22 protein-coding genes are annotated in these 20,526 nt (G+C 65.7%); 8 read left to right on the plus strand and 14 right to left on the minus strand.

Translation table 11 applies throughout. The annotated features are described in order from the left end of the window. Nucleotides 1-78: 78 nt before the first annotated feature. Nucleotides 79-1,029 carry a tRNA (adenosine(37)-N6)-dimethylallyltransferase MiaA gene (gene miaA / locus AQZ52_RS09490; protein WP_067909810.1) on the minus strand — a complete coding sequence of 317 codons (951 nt, stop codon included), beginning with the start codon at nucleotides 1,027-1,029 and terminating at the stop codon, nucleotides 79-81. Here miaA and serB point away from each other — a divergent pair. Next, nucleotides 1,022-1,918: a phosphoserine phosphatase SerB gene (gene serB, locus AQZ52_RS09495; protein ID WP_067908915.1), complete on the plus strand. Its 897-nt coding sequence runs from the start codon at nucleotides 1,022-1,024 to the stop codon at nucleotides 1,916-1,918. The genes miaA and serB overlap by 8 nt on opposite strands. A 58-nt stretch (nucleotides 1,919-1,976) precedes the next feature. Then, nucleotides 1,977-2,801 (plus strand): Coq4 family protein, encoded by an 825-nt coding sequence (locus AQZ52_RS09500; protein WP_082697651.1) that lies wholly within the window; start codon nucleotides 1,977-1,979, stop codon nucleotides 2,799-2,801. 93 nt (nucleotides 2,802-2,894) lie between these two features. On the opposite strand, the gene purL is transcribed toward AQZ52_RS09500, so the two are convergent. Genes purL through AQZ52_RS09515 form a run of 3 tightly spaced genes read right to left on the minus strand, consistent with a single transcriptional unit; the run spans nucleotide 2,895 to nucleotide 6,209 of the window. Beyond that, nucleotides 2,895-5,093, minus strand: a complete 2,199-nt coding sequence (purL, locus tag AQZ52_RS09505) for a phosphoribosylformylglycinamidine synthase subunit PurL (protein ID WP_067908918.1) — start codon at nucleotides 5,091-5,093, stop codon at nucleotides 2,895-2,897. Nucleotides 5,094-5,132: 39 nt separating this feature from the next. Then, nucleotides 5,133-5,807 carry a hypothetical protein gene (locus tag AQZ52_RS09510; RefSeq protein ID WP_205626427.1) on the minus strand — a complete coding sequence of 225 codons (675 nt, stop codon included), beginning with the start codon at nucleotides 5,805-5,807 and terminating at the stop codon, nucleotides 5,133-5,135. Between the two features lie 3 nt (nucleotides 5,808-5,810). Continuing rightward, nucleotides 5,811-6,209: a DUF2177 family protein gene (locus AQZ52_RS09515; RefSeq protein WP_067908921.1), complete on the minus strand. Its 399-nt coding sequence runs from the start codon at nucleotides 6,207-6,209 to the stop codon at nucleotides 5,811-5,813. Between the two features lie 62 nt (nucleotides 6,210-6,271). Between AQZ52_RS09515 and AQZ52_RS09520 the strand changes: the two genes are divergently transcribed. From AQZ52_RS09520 to queA, 5 genes are all read left to right on the plus strand, one after another. Continuing rightward, nucleotides 6,272-6,529 (plus strand): exodeoxyribonuclease VII small subunit, encoded by a 258-nt coding sequence (locus tag AQZ52_RS09520; RefSeq protein WP_067908923.1) that lies wholly within the window; start codon nucleotides 6,272-6,274, stop codon nucleotides 6,527-6,529. Continuing rightward, complete coding sequence (locus AQZ52_RS09525) at nucleotides 6,526-7,443, plus strand: polyprenyl synthetase family protein (protein WP_067908926.1); 918 nt, start codon at nucleotides 6,526-6,528, stop codon at nucleotides 7,441-7,443. Before AQZ52_RS09520 ends, AQZ52_RS09525 begins: the two co-directional genes overlap by 4 nt. 1 nt (nucleotide 7,444) lies before the next feature. After that, nucleotides 7,445-7,966 carry a pantetheine-phosphate adenylyltransferase gene (coaD, locus tag AQZ52_RS09530; protein WP_067908929.1) on the plus strand — a complete coding sequence of 174 codons (522 nt, stop codon included), beginning with the start codon at nucleotides 7,445-7,447 and terminating at the stop codon, nucleotides 7,964-7,966. 96 nt (nucleotides 7,967-8,062) lie between these two features. Next, a complete protein-coding gene (locus AQZ52_RS09535; protein ID WP_067908933.1) occupies nucleotides 8,063-8,785 on the plus strand; it encodes a peptidylprolyl isomerase in 723 nt (240 codons plus the stop codon). A gap of 96 nt (nucleotides 8,786-8,881) precedes the next feature. Then, nucleotides 8,882-9,910: a tRNA preQ1(34) S-adenosylmethionine ribosyltransferase-isomerase QueA gene (queA, locus tag AQZ52_RS09540; protein WP_067908936.1), complete on the plus strand. Its 1,029-nt coding sequence runs from the start codon at nucleotides 8,882-8,884 to the stop codon at nucleotides 9,908-9,910. Here queA and AQZ52_RS09545 read toward each other — a convergent pair. Beyond that, the gene (locus AQZ52_RS09545) at nucleotides 9,907-10,143 is read right to left on the minus strand and encodes an HP1242/YdcH family protein (protein ID WP_067908939.1); all 237 of its coding nucleotides are present in this window, start codon (nucleotides 10,141-10,143) and stop codon (nucleotides 9,907-9,909) included. The two genes, queA and AQZ52_RS09545, sit on opposite strands and share 4 nt — an antisense overlap. A 67-nt stretch (nucleotides 10,144-10,210) precedes the next feature. Next, a complete protein-coding gene (locus AQZ52_RS09550; RefSeq protein WP_067908942.1) occupies nucleotides 10,211-10,981 on the minus strand; it encodes a TSUP family transporter in 771 nt (256 codons plus the stop codon). 60 nt (nucleotides 10,982-11,041) lie between these two features. Here AQZ52_RS09550 and tgt point away from each other — a divergent pair, with 60 nt between their 5' ends. Continuing rightward, nucleotides 11,042-12,169, plus strand: coding sequence for a tRNA guanosine(34) transglycosylase Tgt (gene tgt / locus AQZ52_RS09555; protein WP_067909816.1), 1,128 nt, complete (start codon nucleotides 11,042-11,044; stop codon nucleotides 12,167-12,169). Between the two features lie 109 nt (nucleotides 12,170-12,278). Here tgt and AQZ52_RS09560 read toward each other — a convergent pair whose 3' ends face one another. The 8 genes from AQZ52_RS09560 to AQZ52_RS09595 all read right to left on the minus strand — a co-directional run bounded on the left by AQZ52_RS09560 (nucleotide 12,279) and on the right by AQZ52_RS09595 (nucleotide 20,520). Continuing rightward, on the minus strand, nucleotides 12,279-14,894 hold the full coding sequence (locus AQZ52_RS09560; protein ID WP_169793727.1) for a TonB-dependent receptor: 2,616 nt from the start codon (nucleotides 14,892-14,894) through the stop codon (nucleotides 12,279-12,281). 450 nt (nucleotides 14,895-15,344) lie between these two features. After that, the gene (gene rpsD / locus AQZ52_RS09565; RefSeq protein WP_067908948.1) at nucleotides 15,345-15,956 is read right to left on the minus strand and encodes a 30S ribosomal protein S4; all 612 of its coding nucleotides are present in this window, start codon (nucleotides 15,954-15,956) and stop codon (nucleotides 15,345-15,347) included. A 213-nt stretch (nucleotides 15,957-16,169) separates the two neighbouring features. Continuing rightward, entirely contained in the window at nucleotides 16,170-16,901 is a 732-nt protein-coding gene (locus AQZ52_RS09570) for an RNA methyltransferase (RefSeq protein ID WP_067908952.1), read from the minus strand. Continuing rightward, nucleotides 16,898-17,374: a transcriptional regulator NrdR gene (gene nrdR, locus AQZ52_RS09575; protein ID WP_067908955.1), complete on the minus strand. Its 477-nt coding sequence runs from the start codon at nucleotides 17,372-17,374 to the stop codon at nucleotides 16,898-16,900. The genes AQZ52_RS09570 and nrdR overlap by 4 nt, the downstream gene beginning before the upstream one ends. A 12-nt stretch (nucleotides 17,375-17,386) precedes the next feature. After that, complete coding sequence (locus AQZ52_RS09580; protein WP_067908958.1) at nucleotides 17,387-17,590, minus strand: hypothetical protein; 204 nt, start codon at nucleotides 17,588-17,590, stop codon at nucleotides 17,387-17,389. A gap of 3 nt (nucleotides 17,591-17,593) precedes the next feature. Beyond that, on the minus strand, nucleotides 17,594-18,904 hold the full coding sequence (glyA, locus tag AQZ52_RS09585) for a serine hydroxymethyltransferase (RefSeq protein WP_067908961.1): 1,311 nt from the start codon (nucleotides 18,902-18,904) through the stop codon (nucleotides 17,594-17,596). Between the two features lie 14 nt (nucleotides 18,905-18,918). Next, nucleotides 18,919-19,356: a ribose 5-phosphate isomerase B gene (rpiB, locus tag AQZ52_RS09590; protein ID WP_067908966.1), complete on the minus strand. Its 438-nt coding sequence runs from the start codon at nucleotides 19,354-19,356 to the stop codon at nucleotides 18,919-18,921. A gap of 186 nt (nucleotides 19,357-19,542) precedes the next feature. Then, nucleotides 19,543-20,520, minus strand: coding sequence for a class I SAM-dependent methyltransferase (locus AQZ52_RS09595; protein WP_205626428.1), 978 nt, complete (start codon nucleotides 20,518-20,520; stop codon nucleotides 19,543-19,545). Nucleotides 20,521-20,526: the final 6 nt, after the last annotated feature.

Raw genomic sequence — 20,526 nt, forward strand, 5'->3', positions numbered from 1 at the left:
AAGCATTCCGGAGGAGGGACTGGAATCCTTATCCGCCGGTGATTGGGCGGTAGGCGACATAAAATGCTGTGTCAACCGCTAATCGCGTAATAATGCTTCAATCAGTGTGTCTGATGAGGAATTATCCAATACAATCCGGGGCCAAGCGGCCGGCGGCTGGTGCCGGAGCCACGTATATTGCCGTTTGGCATAGCGGCGAGTGGCTTGGCTGCCCGCGGCTATGGCTTCGGCCTCGGTCATGGTGCCGGCGAGGAAGGCGGCCAGTTCCGGCACGCCGATAGCGCGCATGACGGGAAGCGCTGGGTCGAGATTGCGGGCGAGGAGGGCCTCCACTTCGGCAACCGCGCCGTGCTGCCACATCCGGGCGAAGCGCCGGTCGCAGCGTTCGTAGAGCCACGCGCGATCAGGCATGAGGATGAGCGGGCGCAAGGACACCGCGTGGCCGATACCGCCGGTGAGATCGGCCTGCCAGGCGGCGAGCGGACGGCCGGTGGAGCGCACGACTTCGAGCGAACGGGCGATGCGCGCAGTGTCTGCCGGGGCAAGCGCGGCGGCGCGTTCGGGGTCTTCGCGGCTGAGCGCGGCATAGGCCTCGGCCACCGGGAGGGCGCGGACTTCGGCGCGCACCTCGGGGTCGATCGCGGGCACGGGCGCGATGCCATCGAGCAGGGTGCGGATATAGAGGCCAGTGCCGCCTACGAGGATGGGGAGCGCACCCTGTTCGTGCGCGGCGGCGATTTCCGCGCGGGCGGCGGCGGCCCAATCGGCGGCGGAGCAGCCTTGCGCGCCGTCCCACGCGCCGAACAGGCGGTGGGGCACGCCTTGCATCTCGGCTTCGGTGGGGCGGGCGCTCAGGATGGCGAGGTCGGCGTAGACTTGCGCGCTGTCGGCATTGATGATGATGGCCTGGCCGCTGGTCGCCAAGGCGGCCCGCACGGCGAGATCGCTCTTGCCGCTCGCCGTCGGCCCTGCAATGAGCGCGAGCGGTGGCAGCTGCGCTGCCTTGTTAGGGGAATGATCGGTGCTCATCGCACGCCTGATAGCAGAGCCCGAGACGCTTGGTGACAATCTTGCGCTCGCCATGGAGCAAATCGAGGACGCGGGCTGGGAAGTGGCCGGCGCAGGGATGCTTGCGGACGTCGACGATGTGCTCGAGATGGAGCTGATCGAGGAGGCGAAAGCGCCCGATGTCGGCGCTGTGCGGCGCATTCTGGACCAGTGCTTCCCAGCCAGCGATCTGCTGCTTTCGCGCGAGGCGATCCAGGTGCCGCGGCTGTTCGTGTCCGACATGGATTCGACGATGATCGGGCAGGAATGCATTGACGAGCTTGCGGACTTCGCCGGCCTCAAGGAGCGGATCGCGGCGATCACCGAGCGGGCGATGCGGGGCGAGCTCGATTTCGAGGCGGCGCTGCGCGAGCGCGTGGGGCTGCTGAAGGACCTCTCGGAAGGCGCGATTGCTGAGTGCCTTGAAGAGCGCATCCGGCCGATGGACGGTGCGCGGACACTGGTGGCGACCTTGAAGGCGCAAGGCGCGCGGACCGTGCTGGTGACGGGCGGTTTCCATGCCTTCGCCGATCCGGTGGCGCAGCAGCTCGGTTTCGAGCATGTCGTGGCGAACCGGCTGGGCGTCCACGGCGGCGTGCTGACGGGCGATGTGGTCGGCGGGATTGTCGACAGTGCGGTCAAGCGCGAGGTGCTGCTCGATGAGACGGCGCGGCTGGGCCATGGGGCCGGTTCGCTGGCGACCGGCGACGGGGCGAACGACATTCCGATGCTCGAAGCTGCCACGCACGGGATTGCCTACCGCGCCAAGCCCAAGGCGCGCGCGGCAGCGGACGGGTGGATCGAGCGGGGCGATCTGACGGCGATCCTTTCGCTTTACGGCATTGCGCGGGAGCACTGGGTGGCGGCTTGACGCGATATTAACACGGGTGTTAGTACGGCCGCAGAACCTGATTCTGCGGAGTCCTCTCGTGAACGCTCTGACTGCCCGTATTGAAGCCGATACGTCTCGCGATTTCCTGCAGCTTCCGCTGTTCGACCAGCGCCGCCCGCAGCTCAAGTTGCGCCCGGCCAAGGCGCTGCACCATTTCCGCGAGCTGTTGAAAGACAAGGAGAATACCGAGGAGGTGTTCTACATCTTCGAGGCGCTGCCCTGGCGCGATCTGCGCAAGGCGGGCGAGCGGTTCCTGACGTCCGAGCGCGGCATGGATCTGCGCGTGAAGGAACCGAACCTGCCGACGATCCTGGACGATCATGCCGCCCTGCGCCGCATGCCCGAAGGTTCGCTGGCCCATGCCTACTGCGACTTCATGGAGCGGGAAGGGCTGACCGCGCAGGGGCTCGTCGAGGAGTTCGAGCGCTTCGCCAAGGACAAGCCGAAGTTCCACGACCAGTTCCAGTGGTACATGAACCGCATGCGCGATGTGCATGACATGCTTCATGTTCTGACCGGCTATGGCCGCGACGCGCTGGGCGAGGCCTGCGTGCTGGCGTTCACCTACAGCCAGCAGCCGGCACTGGCGCATCTGTTCATCGGCTATATGGCCGGGCTCAACATCGGCAAGCAGGTCAAGAGCAGCGCGCCCGTCCTGCGCGCGATCCGCGAGGCGCAGGGGCTGGGCAAGGCCTGCCCGCGCGTGGCCGAGCTTTCGATTACGGAACTGCTGCCGATGCAGCTGGACGCGGTGCGCGCCAGGCTGAACATCACGCCGGCGATGCACTACCGCGCGGCGCATGCGGTGTGGCAATCGATGGGCGTCGATCCCTACGATCTGCTGGGCAAGAAGGCGGCCTGATTTCCCCCTCCGTCAGCGCTTCGCCGCTGCCACCTCCCCATTTGTGCTGTGCAAAAATGGGGGGGGCAGCGGGAGATGCTGAGAGTTTGGCGCTTACCCTTCCATCCAATCCCGGAAGAAGGCCTCGTTGGCCTCGCGCAGTGCGGCGATTTCGACAGCGAAGCCCGGGCCGGTGACGGCCGTTCCGCCGGTGGCGCCGATGCGCGTCATCGGGATGCCGGCGGCCTGGATCGTTTCGGCGACAGCGCTCGTGACGACATAGCGGCCCTGATCTTCGCCGAACGCGGTGAAGTGATCGCCGATTTCCTCGATCTGGCAGCCGATGCCGCTCGCTAGCGCCATTTCGGCCAAGGCAACGAGGAGGCCGCCATCGGACACGTCGTGGACGGCGCTGACCTTGCCTTCGGCGATCAACTTGCGGACGAACTCGCCGTGCGCGCGTTCGGCGGCGAGATCGACGGGCGGGGGGGCACCCTCCTCGCGGCCGTGGATTTCGCGCAGCCACAGGGACTGGCCGAGGTGGCCGTTTGACTGGCCGATCACGAAGATCGCTTCGCCTTCGGCCTTGAAGGCGATCTTGACCATCGTTTCATGGTTTTCCATGAGCCCGACACCGCCGATGGCTGGCGTGGGGAGGATGGCTGAGCCGCCGCCGGTCGCCTTGCTTTCGTTGTAGAGCGAGACGTTGCCCGAAACGATGGGATAGTCGAGCGCGCGGCAGGCCTCGCCCATGCCGCGCAGGGCCTCGACGATCTGCGCCATGATTTCGGGGCGCTGGGGGTTGGCGAAGTTGAGGCAGTTGGTGATCGCGAGCGGGGTCGCGCCGACGGCCGAGATGTTGCGATACGTTTCGGCCACGGCCTGCTTGCCGCCTTCGTAGGGGTCGGCATAGCAGTAGCGCGGCGTGCAGTCGGTGCTCATCGCGAGCGCCTTCTGCGTGCCGTGGAGGCGCACGACAGCGGCGTCTCCACCCGACTTCTGCAGCGTGTCTGCGCCGACCTGCGAATCGTATTGCTCGTAGATCCAGCGGCGGCTGGCGAGATCGGGGCAGCCCATGAGCTTCAGAAGGTCTGCGCCGATATCGGTGCTGGCGGGCACATCGCCCAGGGGCTTCACGCCGGCCCAGGCCTTGTAGTCTGCAAGATTGAGCGCCGGGCGGTCATAGAGCGGGGCGTCTTCGGCCAGCGGGCCGAGCGGGATGTTGCACACCGTCTCGCCCTGGAAGGTGAGGACCATGTGGCCGGTATCGGTGACTTCGCCGATCACCGCGAAATCGAGTTCCCACTTCCGGAAGATCGCCTCGGCCATCGCCTCCTTGCCGGGCTTCAGCACCATGAGCATACGCTCCTGGCTTTCCGAGAGCATCATTTCGTAGGGCGTCATGCCCTCTTCGCGACAGGGCACCTTGTCCATGTCGAGCAGGATGCCGGCCTTGCCGTTGGTCGCCATTTCGACCGACGAGGAGGTGAGGCCCGCCGCGCCCATGTCCTGGATCGCGACTATGGCGTCGGTTGCCATCAGTTCGAGGCAGGCTTCGATGAGGAGCTTTTCGGTGAAGGGATCGCCGACCTGTACGGTGGGGCGCTTTTCCTCGCTCTTCTCGTCGAAGTCGGCGCTCGCCATGGTCGCGCCGTGGATGCCGTCGCGCCCGGTCTTGGAGCCGACGTAGACGATCGGGTTGCCCACGCCGGTGGCGGCTGAATAGAAGATCTTGTCCTGATCGGCGACGCCGACGGTCATCGCGTTGACGAGGATGTTGCCGTCATAGGCCTTGTGGAAATTGGTCTCGCCGCCCACGGTCGGCACGCCGACGCAGTTGCCATAGCCGCCGATGCCCGCAACGACGCCCTGCACGAGGTGCTTCATCTTGGGGTGATCAGGGCGGCCGAAACGCAGCGCGTTCATGTTGGCGACGGGGCGCGCGCCCATCGTGAAGACGTCGCGCAGGATGCCGCCCACGCCCGTCGCCGCGCCCTGATAAGGCTCGATGTACGAGGGGTGGTTGTGGCTTTCCATCTTGAAGATGGCGGCGAGCTTGGTGCCGTTCGGGCCATCGCCGATATCGATGACGCCGGCGTTCTCGCCGGGGCCGCAGATCACCCAGGGGGCTTCGGTGGGCAGCTTCTTCAGGTGGATGCGGCTCGACTTGTAGGAGCAGTGCTCCGACCACATGACCGAGAAGATGCCGAGCTCGACAAGGTTCGGCTCGCGCCCCAGCGCGTGGAGCACGCGGGCGTATTCTTCTTGCGATAGCCCGTGGGCGGCGACGGTTTCTGCAGTGATCTCGGCCATGAATGCGCCCTTAGCGACGTGCGCCGGGCAAGGCGAGTCTCAAGCGAAGCGCTGTGCCCCGGAAACCTTCGAGCGCGTGGCCTGCACCAGCAGAGCCAGACCCGAGAGCATGGTGAAGGCGAAGAGTGCGAGCAGGGGTTGCGCGGGGCTCATTTCGGTGGTGCGCGGGCTGAACCAGTCGATCACCTGAAACAGCGCAAGGACGGCGGCGAGGAGGCCGAGAAACAGGCCTGAGCGCGGGCCTGCGGCACGGGTGCGGCGAGCGTAGGCCGCCAGCGTTCCGAAGGCGAGGAGGACTTCGAGCGCGTGTTCGGCGAGCGGATGATCCCACAGGCCGAGGCCGAGCCTGGGCGGCGAGCCGGCGAGCGTGAGATCGGGCGCGTGGACGATGTAGTCTGCCAGCCAGTGCGAGAGGACGCAGGCAAACGCGATTCCGGCGGCGGCGCGGCTGCGGGTAAGCGCAAGGACGAGGCCGCTGAAGAGCCCACCCAGCACAGCCGCACCGAGCAGGCTGTGGCTATAGGGCATGTCATAGAGATCGAGCCAGTTGCTGGCGGTGAAGTTCGGGGTCAGCCGGTAATGCTCTATTCCAAGCAGCGCGAAGCTGAAGAAGGCAAAATCGAGGACTTGCACCGCGACGACGAGAACCGCGAGCGGCGGGGCCTTGCGCGTCGTCGCGGCGAGGAAGGCGGGAGCGTAGTGACCGATGAACATGGCTTATCCGGCGAAGGCGCGTGCGGCCCAGGTGGCTGCGAGTGTGGCGGTCATCGTGGCGAAGGCGCCCCAGCACACATCGATCGCGGTGACATAGCCGGGCCATCGGGCGAGGGTGGCCTGGTTGGTGAAATCGTAGGTGGCATAGCACAAGGCGCCCAGCAGCGCGCCGTTGAGGGCAGCAGCGGGCAGGCCCGCCGCGATGCCGGGGCGGATCGCGAACCACACCATGCCGGCGAGGTAGGCAAGATAGAAGATGCCCGCCGGGGCGAGGCGGAAGGTGGGGGCGAGGAGGTCTCCCAGTGCCGGGCGATAGAGATTGGGGCCGGCCCAGCCGAGCCACAGCGCGTCGAGTCCGCCAAACACCACGGCCGCGACGACATAGGCAATTGCAAGCTGCATCCACGCTCTCCCCTGCCTCTGAGCTTGACCGGCTGCGGCTCGCCCGTCAATGCTGACACGCGATGGCACATGACACCGACATCGGCTCGCTGAGTTTCGAGGAAGCCCTGAAGGCGCTGGAGGACATTGTCCGCCGGTTGGAAAGCGGCGAGGCGCCGCTCGACGAATCAATCGATCTCTATGCGCGGGGCGATGCCCTGCGCGCGCATTGTCAGAAGCGGCTCGATGCCGCGCAGGCGCGGATCGAGGCGATCGTGACCGATGGCCAGGGGCGTGCGGCAGGCACGAAATCTTTTGACGACGGAGCAGCCGGGGCATGACCGCAATGGAACGGACGGGGCCCTGGCAGGATTTGCTGCGCCCGGCGCTGGCGCGCATTGCCGAGGATATCGACAGCAGCTTCGATGCGCTGCTGCCGCTGGCGAACGACCCGCGCGATCGGCTGATCGAGGCGATGCGCTATGCCGCGATCGGCGGCGGCAAGCGGCTGCGGCCGCTTCTGGTGCTGGCCACCGCGAGCCTGTTTGGCGCGGACCGGGCCATGGCGATCCGCGTGGGGACCGCGATCGAGGCGATCCATGTCTATTCGCTGATCCACGACGATCTGCCCTGCATGGATGACGACGCCCTGCGCCACGGCAAGCCGACGCTGCATATGGCCTTTGACGAGGCGACGGCGGTGCTCGCCGGCGATGCGCTGCATGATTTTGCCTTCGAGGTGCTCTCCGATCCCAACCTGTCTGGCGATCCTTTCGTGCGGATCGAGCTGGTTCGCACGCTGGCGCTGGCGAGCGGGATGAACGGCATGGCGGGCGGGCAGATGATGGACATCGCCGCCGAGACCGCCTCGTTCGATCTGCCGACCGTGACCCGGCTGCAGCAATTGAAGACCGGCGCGCTGCTGAGTGCGGCGGTGGAGATGGGCGCGATCATCGGGCGCATTCCGGCCGAAGGGCGCGCGCACCTGCGCGGCTATGCGCGCGATATCGGCCTTGCCTTCCAGATCGCCGACGACCTCCTCGATGCCGAGGGGGACGAGGAAGCGGCGGGCAAGGCACTGCGCAAGGACGAGAAGGCAGGCAAGGAGACCTTCCTCTCGCTGCTGGGTCCGGAGCGGGCGCGCGAACAGGCGCAGATGCTCGTCGAGCAGGCGGTGCAGTTCCTTGCCTCCTATGGCGAGGAAGCGGATCTGCTGCGCGCTGTGGCGTGGTTCATTGTCGAAAGGGATCGGTAAAATGGGAGAGGCGGGGAAAAGGATCGGGGTATACCCCGGCACGTTCGATCCGATCACGCTCGGGCATCTCGACATCATTCGCCGGGGGGCCAAGCTGGTCGACCAGCTGATCATCGGCGTGACGACCAATCCTTCGAAGAATCCGATGTTCACGCCCGAAGAGCGCATGGCCATGGTCACACGCGAAGTGGCGGCGCAGGGGATCGAGAACGTCTCGGTGATGGGCTTCAACGCGCTGCTGATGAAATTTGCCGAAAAGCAGGGCGCCAGCGTGATCGTGCGCGGCCTGCGCGCAGTGGCCGACTTCGAATACGAATATCAGATGGCGGGCATGAACCAGCAGCTCAACCAGGGCATCGAGACGGTGTTCCTCATGGCCGATGTGAGCCTGCAGCCCATCGCGTCCAAGCTGGTCAAGGAAATCGCGCTGTTCGGCGGCGATATCACGAAGTTCGTCACCCCGCGGGTGCGCGACGAGGTGGTGGAGCGCGTGGTCCGGCAGGGCCAGCTCGGCGACTATTGAACCCTGAGGCGCCTCAGGGACATTTGTTCATTGCGGCGTCATCCCCGGGGGCCTATCCGGCGCACGGGCTTTTGATGTGATCGGGAATTTCGTTTGATGGCTTCGCGTGTGTTCAACAAGGTCATGCTCGCCCTCGCGCTAGGCGCGGCGTTCGTCGCACCGGTTTCGCCGGCCCAGGCACAGCGGCCGCCGGAAAAGGAAGCGGTCAAGCCGATCAAGGTCGATCCGATCCAGCATGCGCAGACGATGACCTACGCGGTCGATGCCGATATCGCGCACGATCCCGACAATGTGCTGCTGCTCGATCTTTCGAACGGCGGGCGCGTGGCGATCCGGCTAATGCCGGAATGGGCCCCGCACCATGTCGAGCGGATCAAGACGCTGACCAAGCAGGGCTTCTATAACGGGGTGATCTTCCACCGCGTGATCGAAGGCTTCATGGCGCAGACGGGCGATCCCACGGGCACCGGGCAGGGCGGCTCGACGCTGCCCAACCTCGATGCCGAGTTCAATGATATCCCGCATTTGCGCGGCACCGTCTCGATGGCGCGTACCGATGAGCCGAATACGGCGAACAGCCAGTTCTTCATCGTGTTCTATCCGCGCTTCGCGCTCGACCACAAGTATACCAACTTCGGCCGGGTGATCGCAGGGATGGACACCGTCGATGCCATTGTGCGTGGCGAGCCGCCGAAGAACCCGACGAAGATCGTGCAGGCAAGCCTCGCCTCGGAAGGCAAGGCCCCGCCGCCGCCACCCGCACCTGCCGCACCCGCGACGTTCACCGCGGATATGCTGAGCAATTCGAAGTCCAACTGAGGTTTGGGCCCGGACTGAGCGGTTGGGACGAATACACCAAAGTCCCACCCGTGCCGAGCTTGTCGAAGCCCCTCGGCAGCGCTAGCGGCAGGCCCCATGCGAGTAGACCTGTTCGATTTCGAGTTGCCGCCCGAACGCATTGCGCTGCGTCCGGCTTCTCCGCGCGATTCGGCGAAGCTCCTTGGCGTTGGGGCTGAGGGTCCCTTGATCGATGCCGTGGTGCGCGATCTCCCTGCGCTGCTGCGCGCCGGCGATGTGCTGGTGTTCAACGACACGCGGGTGATCCCGGCGCAGCTGGAAGGCGAAGTCGGCAACGCGCGGATCGGCGCGACCTTGCACAAGCGGATCGACCTGAGGCGCTGGCAGGCCTTTGTGCGCAACGGTCGGCGGCTGAAGCCTGGCGTCGTGGTGACCTTCGGTGCGGGCGTGACGGCAGTCGCCGAGGAGCGCCATGCCGATGGCAGCTGGACGCTGGCGTTCGGCGGCGAGGAGCCGGTCGAGGTGCTGCTGGAGCGCGCAGGGCGAATGCCGCTGCCGCCCTATATCGCCGGCAAGCGCGCGGTCGATGAACGCGACCGCGCGGATTACCAGACGATGTTTGCCGCCAGAGACGGCGCGGTCGCGGCCCCCACGGCCGCGCTGCACTTCACGCCGGAGCTGATGGCGGCGCTGGCCGAGGCGGGGATCGGCCAGGAAACGCTGACGCTGCATGTGGGGGCGGGCACCTTCCTGCCGGTCAAGGCGGAGGATACCGACGACCACGCGATGCACGCCGAATGGGGCCGCATCGAGCCCGAGACGGCGGCGCGGCTCAATGCGGTGCGCGCTGCCGGCGGGCGGATCATCGCGGTGGGCACCACCAGCCTGCGCCTGCTGGAAAGCGCGGCAGACTCGTCCTGCGTGATCCACCCGTTCGCAGGCGACACCAGCATCTTCATCACGCCCGGCTACCGCTTCCGCGCGATCGACGGGCTGATGACCAACTTCCACCTGCCCAAATCGACGCTGATGATGCTGGTCAGCGCGCTCATGGGCCTGGAGCGGATGCAGGAAGCCTACGCCTACGCCATCGCGAACGGGTACCGATTCTACAGCTACGGCGATTCGAGCCTGCTGATCCCCTAAGCCGCCACCATTTCGGCGACGGCATCGAGCACGGTGAGGCGCTGCTTCTTGAGGTCTTCGAGGTGCTGGTCGGAGGTCGGCTCGATCCCGGTTTCCGCGCGGTGGATGGCCTTGTCGAGCTCGTAGTAGGCATCGCTGAGCTTGCGGAAATGCGCATCGGAGAGTTTGAGCGCGTGGAGCCGCGCGGCGGCTTCTGGGAAGGCGGCGGCGAGATCGTGGGCGGAATGGCTCATGAAGGGTCTCCTCGTCTGGGTCTGGGAGGAGCCTAGCAGGGTGTAGCCCCGCGCGAATTGCGACCGATCAATTCGCGAACCAGCCCCAGATCAGGCGGCCGGTGAGGGCAAGGCTGGCCGTGACCAGCAGCGGACGGATCAGCGCGGCGCCATAGCGAGTGGCGAGGCGGGTGCCGATCATTGCGCCCACCATCGAGCCTGCGCCCATGCACATGCCGAGCAGCCAGATCACCTGTCCGCCAAACGCGAAGACGACGAGGCTGGCGGCATTGCTGGCAAGGTTGAGCAGCTTGGTGAGGCCGGTTGCGCGGGTGAGGCCAAGTCCGCGCAAGGCGACCAGCGTCGCGGCGAAGAACTGGCCGGTGCCGGGGCCAAAGAACCCGTCGTAGAAGCCGATCCCGCCCGCGAAGGGGAGGTAGCCGCGCTTCGAGAGGCGCGGCGGGCGCGGCGTATCGTCCATGCGGGGCGAGAGCAGCGTGTAGAGCGCGGCGCCCATCAGCAGCAGCGGGACGACAAGGCGCAGGACCTGCGCGTCGAAGTGCTGGATGACGAGCGCACCGGCCCCGGCACCGAGGAAGGATGCGATGGTTGCGGGCAGGTTTGGCCGCAGCGCGAAGAGGCCGGCGCGGTGATAGCGCGTGGTGGCAACTGTGGCTCCCATCGCCGATTGCAGCTTGTTGGTGCCGAGCATCAGATGCGGCGGCAGCCCGGCATAGAGCAGCGCGGGGATCGTCAGAAGCCCGCCGCCGCCGGCAATCGCGTCGATGCAGCCGGTGAGAACCGCAAGGCCGGTAAGCGCTGGGTAGAGCCAGGGGGCGAGGACAAAGGCTTCGTGCATTTGCGCCCCATGCGCTTTGGGACTAAGCCGCACAACCTTTCCGGCACCGAGACCCCTGCGATGACCCGCTTTTCCTTCACCGTAAATGCCACCGATGGCCGCGCCCGCACCGGAGCGATCACGATGCAGCGCGGCACGATCCGCACACCCGCGTTCATGCCTGTGGGAACGGCAGGCACGGTCAAGGCGATGAAGGTGGAGGATGTCGCGGCAACGGGGGCGGACATCATCCTCGGCAACACCTACCACCTCATGCTGCGGCCTGGCGCGGAGCGGATGGCGCGGCTGGGCGGGCTGCACACCTTCATGCGCTGGGACAAACCGATCCTGACCGACAGCGGCGGCTATCAGGTGATGAGCCTTTCCGACCTGCGCAAGATCACCGAGGACGGCGTGACCTTCGCGAGCCATATCGATGGATCGCGGCACAACCTGACGCCCGAGCGCAGCATGGAAATCCAGCGCCTGCTCGGCAGCGATATCGTGATGGCCTTCGACGAGTGCCCCAAGATCGACCAGCCGCGCGAGGTGATCGCGCGGAGCATGCAGATGTCGATGCGCTGGGCCAGGCGCAGCCGTGACGGCTTCGATGCCGGCGGTGAGCACGCGGAGCGCGCGGCGCTGTTCGGAATCCAGCAGGGCGGGCTGGACGAGGCGCTGCGCGGTGAAAGCGCTGGGCTGCTGCAGGACATCGGCTTCGACGGCTATGCCATCGGCGGGCTCGCGGTGGGCGAGGGGCAGGAAGCGATGTTCGCCACGCTCGATTTCGCGCCGGGCCAGCTTCCGGCCGATCGTCCGCGCTATCTGATGGGCGTGGGCAAGCCCGATGATCTCGTCGGTGCGGTGGAGCGCGGGGTAGACATGTTCGACTGCGTTCTGCCGACGCGTTCGGGCCGCAACGGGCAGGGTTTCACCTGGGACGGGCCGATCAACATGCGCAATGCGCGCCACGCCGAGGATATGGGGCCGCTCGATGCGGACTGCACCTGCTCCGTCTGCGCCAAATACAGCCGCGCCTATCTGCACCACCTCCACAAGGCGGGCGAGATGCTGGGAGCCATGCTGCTGACCGAGCACAACCTTGCGTTCTACCAGCAGCTGATGGCCGCGATGCGCGCCGCGATTGCCGAGGGTCGGTTTGCGCGCTTCGCCGCCGGCTTCCGGGCGCGGTATCTGGCGAGGCGGTAGGGTCTGGCGATCCGGCAGCCACCAAGGCCGCCGGATCGCCATCTCTATCGGGATTGAATGAGAAAAAAGCTGGAAGGCGGGACGTTGGGCATCCCGCCTTCTGGCCGTGTCAGAACTTGTAGTTCGCGCTCAGGAAGGCTGCGCGCGGCTGCGTGCCGAGGATCGGGTAAAGACCCTTGGGATCGTAGGCGCCCTTGGCGAGGCCCTGGCGGTCGATGCTGGCCAGCAGGCTGTCCGACCGAGACCACGACATCACGCCGAGAGTGTTGGTGACGTTGACCATGTTGAACTGCAGCTTGAACCGGTCGGTCACGTCCCACGAAGCACCGAGGTCCAGCGTGGTGTAGGCCGGCAGGTAGAACGCATTGGCCTGATTGGCCGCGCGCTTGCCGAGGTGGTTGACCTCGCCGAACAGCGTGATGCCCTTGATCGGGGTCCAGTCCAGGCCACCGCGCAGGATGATCTTGGGGTTGTTGTCAGCATCGCCCGGCGCGATCAGGGTGATCGTATCGTCCGTGCCATCACGCTTCGGCCCCTGCGTCCACGAACCGAAATTTCGCGACTTGGGGTTTTGCACGGTGAGGTTGATGCGGCTCGACAGGGTCGGGGTGATGCGGGCCGCGAGCGCCATTTCGACGCCGTAGGTCTCGATCTCACCCGCCACCGGCGGCGGCGAGTAGAACTGGCCGGCCTGCGCGCCCGCCGTGTAGGTGAAGGTCTGCGGCGTGGTGACGTTCGAGAGCTTCGAATAGAAGGGGAAGACCTGCAGGTTGATCCCGCCCTGCGCGTATTTCAGGCCCAGTTCGATCTGCTGGATCTTCTGCGGCTTGGGGAACACCGTGGCGATCTGAGCGGGCGTGTTGATGGCGACGATCCCACCGAAATCAGGCGCCTTCTTGCCGTTGGTGTAGCGGATATAGGCATTGAAATTGCTGGAGAACTCGTAAGCCGCCGAGACCGAGAAGTTGAACATCCGGTAGCTGCGCTTCGTGTTGTAGACCGGGCCGACCGAGGGGACGTTGTTGTCATACAGGGTCAGCGCATCGCCGTCGGCGCCCGTCGGGCTGAAGCCTGCGGCGAAGGTCTGGTTGGACACGTCGTAGTTGATGCTTTCCCAGCGACCGCCGGCATCGAGCGTCAGCTGCGGCGTTACCGTCCAGGTGTCGCCGAAGAAGACCGAGTACTGCTTCTGCGTGCCGTGGTAATCGTTGCCGCCCACGGTGCCCAGCGCCTGGAAGCCCGACGGATCGGTGAGCTGGAAGACCTTTCCGGCGGTGTCGGTGAAGGTTGCGGTCAGCATTTCGGGGTTAGGCGTGAGCGTCGAGAAGCCGATCCCGCCACCGCCCTGGTGGAGGCGCAGCTTCGAGAGCGCGACATAGCCGCCAAGGGCAAGGTGGTGGCCGCCCCAGTCCTTGGTCAACGTCGCCTGATCGACGAAGTTTTCCGACTTGTAGTGCTGGACGAAGGCGACCTGCGTGAAGATGCCGTTAGCCAGCAGGTTCTGGTTGGGCAGATTGTTCTGCGTGACCGCCTGGACGCTGAAGCCGAACGGGGTGGGGATCACCTGGTTGGTGGTGGCGAGCTTGCCGCTGTTCTTGAAGTAGTAATTGATGGTGCCTGCCGGCAGGAAGGCATTGGTGTTGATGAACGAGGTCACCACGTCGGTCATCGGGCTAGCCGAGATCAGCGCGCCGGTGTTCCAGTCGGTCTTCGAGCTGGTGTAGCGGCCGTTGTTCTCGAACTTCCAGCCATCGCCCAGATCATGGTTCCACTTGAGGCCGAAGGCCGCGCTGCGCGCATGGACGAGCTTGGTGGGATCCCAGCATTCCTTGCTGCCGTCGGCGCCCGGGAAGCAGTGCGCGGCATTCGCCGGCGGCAGATTGGAAGAGGTCTTGGTAAAGCCGGGCGCAATCTGCGTGGCGCCGATGGCAGGCGTGAACTCGTTCCACGCATTGTGATCATCGAGATACTTGGCGGTGAACAGCAGCGAACCGCCGGCATAATCATAGAGAATGTTGCCGTGGATCTGGCCACCCTTGTTCATGGCGTAGCCCGGATCGCGCGCACCGCGGTCCCAGCGGTAGAATCCGCCGATCGAGTAGTAGAGCCCGTTCTCATTGAGCTTGCCGCCGAGGTAGACGTCGCCGCGATAATAGGGATTGGCGAGATCGCCCTGGAGCCCGCCCTTGAGCTGGACTTCCGCGCCCGGATTGCTCCGGCCGGTCCGCGAGATGTAGTTGAAGATGCCGCCCGGCGCATTGGGCCCGGTGATCGCCGCCGTGCCGCCGCGCAGGCCTTCCACGCGGGCAAGGTTGAGATCCGGGCGCAGGAAATAGTCGGGGCCGAAGTTGTTCGCGGTGGCGAGTTCGACCGGCAGGCCGTCTTCCTGCAGCGAGACATAGTAGTAGCCGCTCGCGCCATCGAGCGAGTTGGCCGAGATGCCGCGCGAGAAGACGACGTTGCGGATTTCGCCGAGCGACGAGTTCACGAAAACGCCGGGAACGTTCTTGAGCAGGTCCGCAGCGGAAACCGCTGCATGCTGGGCCAATTGCTGGCTCGAGACCACGTTGATCGAGATCGGGGCGTTTTCGACCGCGCGCGAACCGAACACGCCGGTGACGATGATCTCGCGCTGGTCCTGATTGGTATCTGCTTCATCGCCCTTCTGCGCATCAGCGGCGGCAGCCGCATTTGCCAGCGCTGTCGTGCTGGTCCCTGCGAGCATCAGTGCGGCCATTGCCAGACAAGCGTGCGCGTAACCTACCCTCATAGCTTCCTCCAAACATCCCAAAGGCTCGGGTGAATCCCCCGATCTGATTGTTAGTATAACAAACAGTCAGATATGATCAATATGGATCGCAACCAATCGTTCATGCTGATAAATGATTGGAAATGATGCTTTTGCCGGGGTGTGCGGTGCCTTGCGAGAATGGCGAACCGCGAATCGTGCCTGCGCAAAGCATTGGCCGGATTGAGAGTTTTGCTCCGATCGGCCTGATGGCAGCGGGCCGGTGCCAGTGTCAGTGTCAGTGCCAGTGTCCGTGTCCGTGTCCGTGTCAGTGCGAGTGCGAGTGCCTGCGCCAGCGGAAGACGGTGCGGAGCGTGGCCGTGGAGGCAACAAAAAAAGGCGGGACTCGCGTCCCGCCTTTTTTGTCTGGTTGGAAAAACCGGTTGATCAGCGCGAGTAGAACTCGACGACCAGGTTCGGTTCCATCTTCACCGGGTAGGGCACTTCGTCGAGCGTGGGGACGCGCACGAAGGTGGCCTTGTCTGCCTCGGCGGCGACGTAGTCGGGAATGTCACGCTCGGCCAGCGACTGCGCTTCGGCGATCAGCGCCATTTCCTTGGCCTTGGGGCCCAGGGTCAGCACGTCGCCCGGGCGCACGCGGCGGCTGGCGATGTTGCACTTCACGCCGTTGACGCGGATGTGGCCGTGGCTGACGATCTGGCGGGCCGAGAAGATCGTCGGCGCGAACTTGGCGCGATACACGATCATGTCGAGGCGCTGCTCGAGCAGACCGATGAGGTTCTGGCCGGTATCGCCCTTCATGGACGCGGCTTCCTGATAGGTGCGCTTGAACTGCTTTTCGGTGACGTCGCCGTAGTAGCCCTTGAGCTTCTGCTTGGCGCGCAGCTGGATGCCGAAGTCCGACACCTTGCTCTTGCGGCGCTGGCCGTGCTGGCCAGGGCCATAGGCGCGGCGGTTGACCGAGCTCTTCGGGCGGCCCCAGATGTTTTCGCCAAGACGGCGGTCAATCTTGTGCTTTGATGCCTTGCGCTTCGACATGGCAAGTCCTTTCAATTTGCTTTGGCAGCCAGCTTGAGGCCGGCCTATGGAACCAGCCTTGAGGCCGGCGTTTCGTAGACCCGGAACCGCACCATGTCCCCGTAAGGGGCATGCGGCCACTGCTTCACCGGGCGTGCAGGGCCAATTGCGAAGGCGCGCCTAGACCAGCGAATGCGGGGAATGTCAAGGCGAGAGTGGGGATTCGCGCCCCGGTCATCGCGGCGTGCGCATCAGGGCGGTGATCACGCCGCGCATGGTCCGCACTTCGAGGTGGTTCCACGCGGGCTTGGTCAGCATATTGCGCAAGGTGAGACGGGTGGCGTGCGCGCGGCCTGCCGGTTTGAAGTAGTCACGCGGTTCGAGGTGCTCGGTGATCTGGGCGATCAGGCCTTCGAGCTCTTCCTGCGGGGCGGGGGGCAGGATCTCTTCGGCGGGAGGCTGGGCAAGGCCGGCTGCCTGCGCATGCTTGGACCATTCGTAGGCACACAGGATCACCGCTTGAGCGAGATTGAGCGAGCCGAATTCGGGGTTGATCGGCACGGTGATGATCTTGCGCGCGAGCGCGACGTCGTCGGTTTCGAGGCCGGAGCGTTCGGGGCCGAAGACAAAGGCGGTGCCGCCGACGGCGGTGGCGGTTTCCTTCGCGGCTTCTTCCGGCGTGAGAACCGGTTTGGTGACACCGCGCTTGCGCACCGTGGTGGCGTAGACATGCGCGCAGTCTGCCACAGCGTCGGCGAGGGTTTCGTAAACTTCGGCGTTCGCGAGCACCACGTCGGCACCTGCGGCGGCGGGGCCGGCGCTCGGGTTCGGCCAGCCATCGCGCGGGGCGACGAGGCGCATCCGGGTGAGGCCGAAGTTCAGCATGGCGCGGGCGGCCTTGCCGATGTTTTCGCCGAGCTGGGGACGGACGAGGACGATGACCGGCCCGGATTCGGTGGTTGTCACTGGCCGCCGACCTCGCGCACGGTGCTGGCGAATTCCTCGAAATCGCGTGCTTCGGTGAAATCGCGGTAGACGCTGGCAAAGCGGATATAGGCGACGCTGTCGAGCTGGCGGAGGCCTTCCATCACCATCTCGCCGATCTGGCGGCTTTCGACTTCGGCATCGCCCAGCGTTTCAAGCTGGCGCTGGATGCCCGAGACGAGCCGCTCGATGCGTTCCGGGCTGACCGGGCGCTTGCGGCAGGCGAGCGCGACGGACTGTTCGATCTTGGCGCGGTCGAAGGGTTCGCGGCGGGGATCGCTGCCGCCCGCCCCGCTCTTGACGACCATGACCTCGCGCAGCTGCACCCGCTCGAATGTGGTGAAGCGCGCGCCGCAGCCTTCGCACTGCCGGCGCCGGCGGATCGAGGTGTTGTCCTCGCTCGGCCGGCTGTCCTTTACCTGGCTTTCTTCATGGGCGCAGAAGGGGCAACGCATCCGGCAGGCGGCTTACTTGATCCGCTGATAGAGCGCGATACCCGCGCCCGCGACAAGGCCGAGCGGCAGCGACACGAAGGGCAGGAGCGCGCCCGCCACCGCGCCGATGCCCGCGCCGATCAGCACGGGCTTGGTCGAGGGGTGATCCATACCCTGCTTCGCCATGCCGCTGATTTCCTCGGTGGCGCGGCCCAGAAGGTCGTCGTTGTCGGCCATGGCTCAGAGCTCCGGGTAGATCGGGAAGCGTGCGCACAGGGCCTCGACCTTGCTGCGCACGGCCTCTTCGACCTGGCCATCGCCTTCATCGCCGTTGCGCGAGAGGCCGTCGACCACTTCGGCGATCAGCGCGCCGATCTGCCGGAACTCCTCCTCGCGGAAGCCGCGGGTGGTGCCGGCAGGGGTGCCGAGGCGGATGCCCGAGGTGACGAAGGGCGAGCGCGTATCAAACGGAATGCCGTTCTTGTTGCAGGTGAGCCAGGCACGGTCGAGGCCCTTTTCGGCGGCCTTGCCCGTCACGTCCTTGGGGGTGAGGTCCACCAGCATCGAGTGGTTGTCCGTCCCGCCCGAGACGATGCCGAGGCCGGCTTCCTGGAGGCTGGCGGCCAGCGCACGGGCGTTCGCGACGACCTGGTGCGCATAGGCCGCAAATTCAGGCTTCAGCGCTTCGGCGAAGGCGACCGCCTTGGCGGCGATGATGTGGACGAGCGGACCGCCCTGCATGCCGGGGAACACCGCCATGTTGATCTTCTTGGCGAGCGCCTCGTCATTGGTGAGGATCACGCCCGAGCGCGGGCCGCGGAGCGACTTGTGCGTCGTGGTGGTGACGACATGCGCATGCGGGATCGGCGAGGGGTGCGCGCCGCCCGCGACGAGGCCCGAGATGTGCGACATGTCGACAAGGAGGTAGGCGCCGATCTCGTCCGCGATGGTGCGGAAGGCTTCCCAGTCCCACACGCGCGAATAGGCGGTGCCACCGGCAATGATGAGCTTGGGCTTGTGCTCATGCGCGGTGGCGCGGACCGCGTCCATGTCGATCTGATGATCCTCGCGGCGCACGCCGTAGGCGACCGGCTTGAACCACTTGCCGCTCATGTTGACGGGCGAGCCGTGGGTGAGGTGGCCGCCCGAGTTGAGATCGAGGCCCATGAACGTGTCACCCGGCTGGAGCAGCGCGAGGAACACGGCCTGATTCATCTGGCTGCCCGAATTGGGCTGCACATTGGCGAACTCGCAGCCGAACAGCTTCTTCGCACGTTCGATGGCGAGCGTTTCCACGACGTCGGCATATTCGCAGCCGCCGTAGTAGCGCTTGCCGGGATAGCCTTCGGCATACTTGTTGGTGAAGACCGAACCCGCCGCCTCGAGGCAGGCGAGGCTGGTGATGTTCTCGCTCGCGATCAGCTCGATCTTGGTCTGCTGGCGGTGCAGCTCACCCTGGATGGCGGCATAGACTTCGGGATCAGCGGCTGCGAGATGCTCGGTAAAGAAGCCGGCCTTGCGGATTTCATGTGCGGGGGCTGCAACGTTCATCGGCGGGGCTCCTTTCAGAAAGCGGGGGAGGACAGTTTTGCGACGCGGCCTTCGTGGCGGCCGCCGAGAAATTCGCCCGCGAGGAAAGCCTCGAGGCAGGCCTTGGCCATTTCGGGGCCGACAAGGCGGGCGCCCATGGCGATGGCATTGGCGTTGTTGTGCGAGCGGCTGAGCGCGGCCGAGAGCGGTTCGCTCACCAGCGCGCAGCGCAGTGCAGGGTGGCGATTCACCGCGATCGAGATGCCGATGCCCGAACCGCAAAGGGCAACGCCGCGATCGGCTGCACCCGAGGCGACGGCTTCGGCGAGCTTGTACCCGTAATCGGGGTAATCGACGCTGGCGATGCTGTCGGGTCCGAGATCAAGCACCTCGTGGCCGAGCGTGGCCAGATGGGCGGCAAGTTCGGCCTTGAGATCGAAGGCGGCGTGGTCAGAGGCGATGGCGATGCGCATGGGCGGGCGGTTGGTCCTGCAGCGGGGGATTCGCGTATCCCCAGCGCTTTAGGAGGGTTGGCCCGGCTTTGCCAGTGCGAGCGATTGCCTTAAGTGCAGTATAAGTGAGAATTATGGGAATGGCGGAGAACCGCTCCGGCCTGGCTTCCTTCGGCAAGCTCGGGATAAGCGGGCCTGTCGGACGGCCTATTCAGCCGGCTTCAGCACCAGTTCCATCTGACTGAGCGGCGCGAAGGGGCGGCGCAGGAAATCGAAGGCGGCGCTGGCGGCTTGCAGGGCCGGGATCAGCGGATGCGTGACGGCGGGGCGCTCCGCCGTGATCCTGACGAGGCCCAGCCTGCGCAGTTCCTCCAGCAGCGAGACCGACCAGAACGGCGCGCCCTGCGTGTAGCTGAAGCTGACAGGTTCGAGCCCGCATTCGCGTGCCAGCGTCTCGAGGCTGCGGCGCTGGAACAGCACGAAATGGCGCGGGGTGTGGAAGCCCGCCCATGACCGGTGGCGGAACAGACGCGCATCGAGCGAGGCGTAGTTCGGTGTCTTGATGAAGAGCTGGCCGCCGGGCTTCAGCAGGCGGCGCACCTTGGCGAGCATGGCGCGCGGATCGGCAACATGCTCGATGAGGTTGAGCATCAGGATGAAGTCGAACGTGCCGTCGAGCGCGGCATCCTCGATGCGGCCCTGCACGAAGGTATGGCCCTTGGCGCGGGCCAGCCCGGCCGCGCCGGCGTCGAGATCGACCACGGTGGTCTGCGTCACCCGCGGGTCTGCATCCCTGACCATGTCGAGCAGCCAGCCGCTGCCGCCGCCGATATCGAGCACGGAAAGCTGGTTGCCGCGGACGGTGGAGAGCAGGCTCTTGAACCGGCGGCGATCGAGCGCTTCCTTGATCTTCTGGACCGTGGAGGCCTTGCCCCCCGCTTCACCAGCGCCATAGGAATAGTAGTTGGCGGGGTAGATCGTGCCGAGGCGGTCGACCGGCATCGGATCGATGAACAGGACGCCGCAGGGATCGCAGGCGTGCCAGATCCAGCTTTCATCGCTGGTGCAATATTCGATGTCGTGCGCTTCGGCGTGGAAGCGGGTTTCGTGCCGGCCGCACAGCGGGCAGGCGGGGCGGTATCCGGTCATTTCGGCAAGCTCGGGGAAATGCGCAGGGGCGTTCATGGGCGG

This window comes from Novosphingobium fuchskuhlense (genome assembly GCF_001519075.1).
GTDB lineage: Bacteria > Pseudomonadota > Alphaproteobacteria > Sphingomonadales > Sphingomonadaceae > Novosphingobium > Novosphingobium fuchskuhlense.

What these genes read in the sequence shown, in the direction of transcription:
- AQZ52_RS09510 (WP_205626427.1), bottom strand. Translation starts at nt 5,807, where the DNA reads ATGTTCATCGGTCACTACGCTCCCGCCTTCCTCGCCGCGACGACGCGC.
- AQZ52_RS09520 (WP_067908923.1), top strand. Translation starts at nt 6,272, where the DNA reads ATGGCACATGACACCGACATCGGCTCGCTGAGTTTCGAGGAAGCCCTG.
- AQZ52_RS09525 (WP_067908926.1), top strand. Translation starts at nt 6,526, where the DNA reads ATGACCGCAATGGAACGGACGGGGCCCTGGCAGGATTTGCTGCGCCCG.
- AQZ52_RS09560 (WP_169793727.1), bottom strand. Translation starts at nt 14,894, where the DNA reads ATGCTCGCAGGGACCAGCACGACAGCGCTGGCAAATGCGGCTGCCGCC.
- coaD (WP_067908929.1), top strand. Translation starts at nt 7,445, where the DNA reads ATGGGAGAGGCGGGGAAAAGGATCGGGGTATACCCCGGCACGTTCGAT.
- AQZ52_RS09550 (WP_067908942.1), bottom strand. Translation starts at nt 10,981, where the DNA reads ATGCACGAAGCCTTTGTCCTCGCCCCCTGGCTCTACCCAGCGCTTACC.
- AQZ52_RS09535 (WP_067908933.1), top strand. Translation starts at nt 8,063, where the DNA reads ATGGCTTCGCGTGTGTTCAACAAGGTCATGCTCGCCCTCGCGCTAGGC.
- glyA (WP_067908961.1), bottom strand. Translation starts at nt 18,904, where the DNA reads ATGAACGTTGCAGCCCCCGCACATGAAATCCGCAAGGCCGGCTTCTTT.
- tgt (WP_067909816.1), top strand. Translation starts at nt 11,042, where the DNA reads ATGACCCGCTTTTCCTTCACCGTAAATGCCACCGATGGCCGCGCCCGC.
- AQZ52_RS09515 (WP_067908921.1), bottom strand. Translation starts at nt 6,209, where the DNA reads ATGCAGCTTGCAATTGCCTATGTCGTCGCGGCCGTGGTGTTTGGCGGA.
- AQZ52_RS09545 (WP_067908939.1), bottom strand. Translation starts at nt 10,143, where the DNA reads ATGAGCCATTCCGCCCACGATCTCGCCGCCGCCTTCCCAGAAGCCGCC.
- queA (WP_067908936.1), top strand. Translation starts at nt 8,882, where the DNA reads ATGCGAGTAGACCTGTTCGATTTCGAGTTGCCGCCCGAACGCATTGCG.
- miaA (WP_067909810.1), bottom strand. Translation starts at nt 1,029, where the DNA reads ATGAGCACCGATCATTCCCCTAACAAGGCAGCGCAGCTGCCACCGCTC.
- purL (WP_067908918.1), bottom strand. Translation starts at nt 5,093, where the DNA reads ATGGCCGAGATCACTGCAGAAACCGTCGCCGCCCACGGGCTATCGCAA.
- rpiB (WP_067908966.1), bottom strand. Translation starts at nt 19,356, where the DNA reads ATGCGCATCGCCATCGCCTCTGACCACGCCGCCTTCGATCTCAAGGCC.
- AQZ52_RS09595 (WP_205626428.1), bottom strand. Translation starts at nt 20,520, where the DNA reads ATGAACGCCCCTGCGCATTTCCCCGAGCTTGCCGAAATGACCGGATAC.
- AQZ52_RS09580 (WP_067908958.1), bottom strand. Translation starts at nt 17,590, where the DNA reads ATGGCCGACAACGACGACCTTCTGGGCCGCGCCACCGAGGAAATCAGC.
- nrdR (WP_067908955.1), bottom strand. Translation starts at nt 17,374, where the DNA reads ATGCGTTGCCCCTTCTGCGCCCATGAAGAAAGCCAGGTAAAGGACAGC.
- rpsD (WP_067908948.1), bottom strand. Translation starts at nt 15,956, where the DNA reads ATGTCGAAGCGCAAGGCATCAAAGCACAAGATTGACCGCCGTCTTGGC.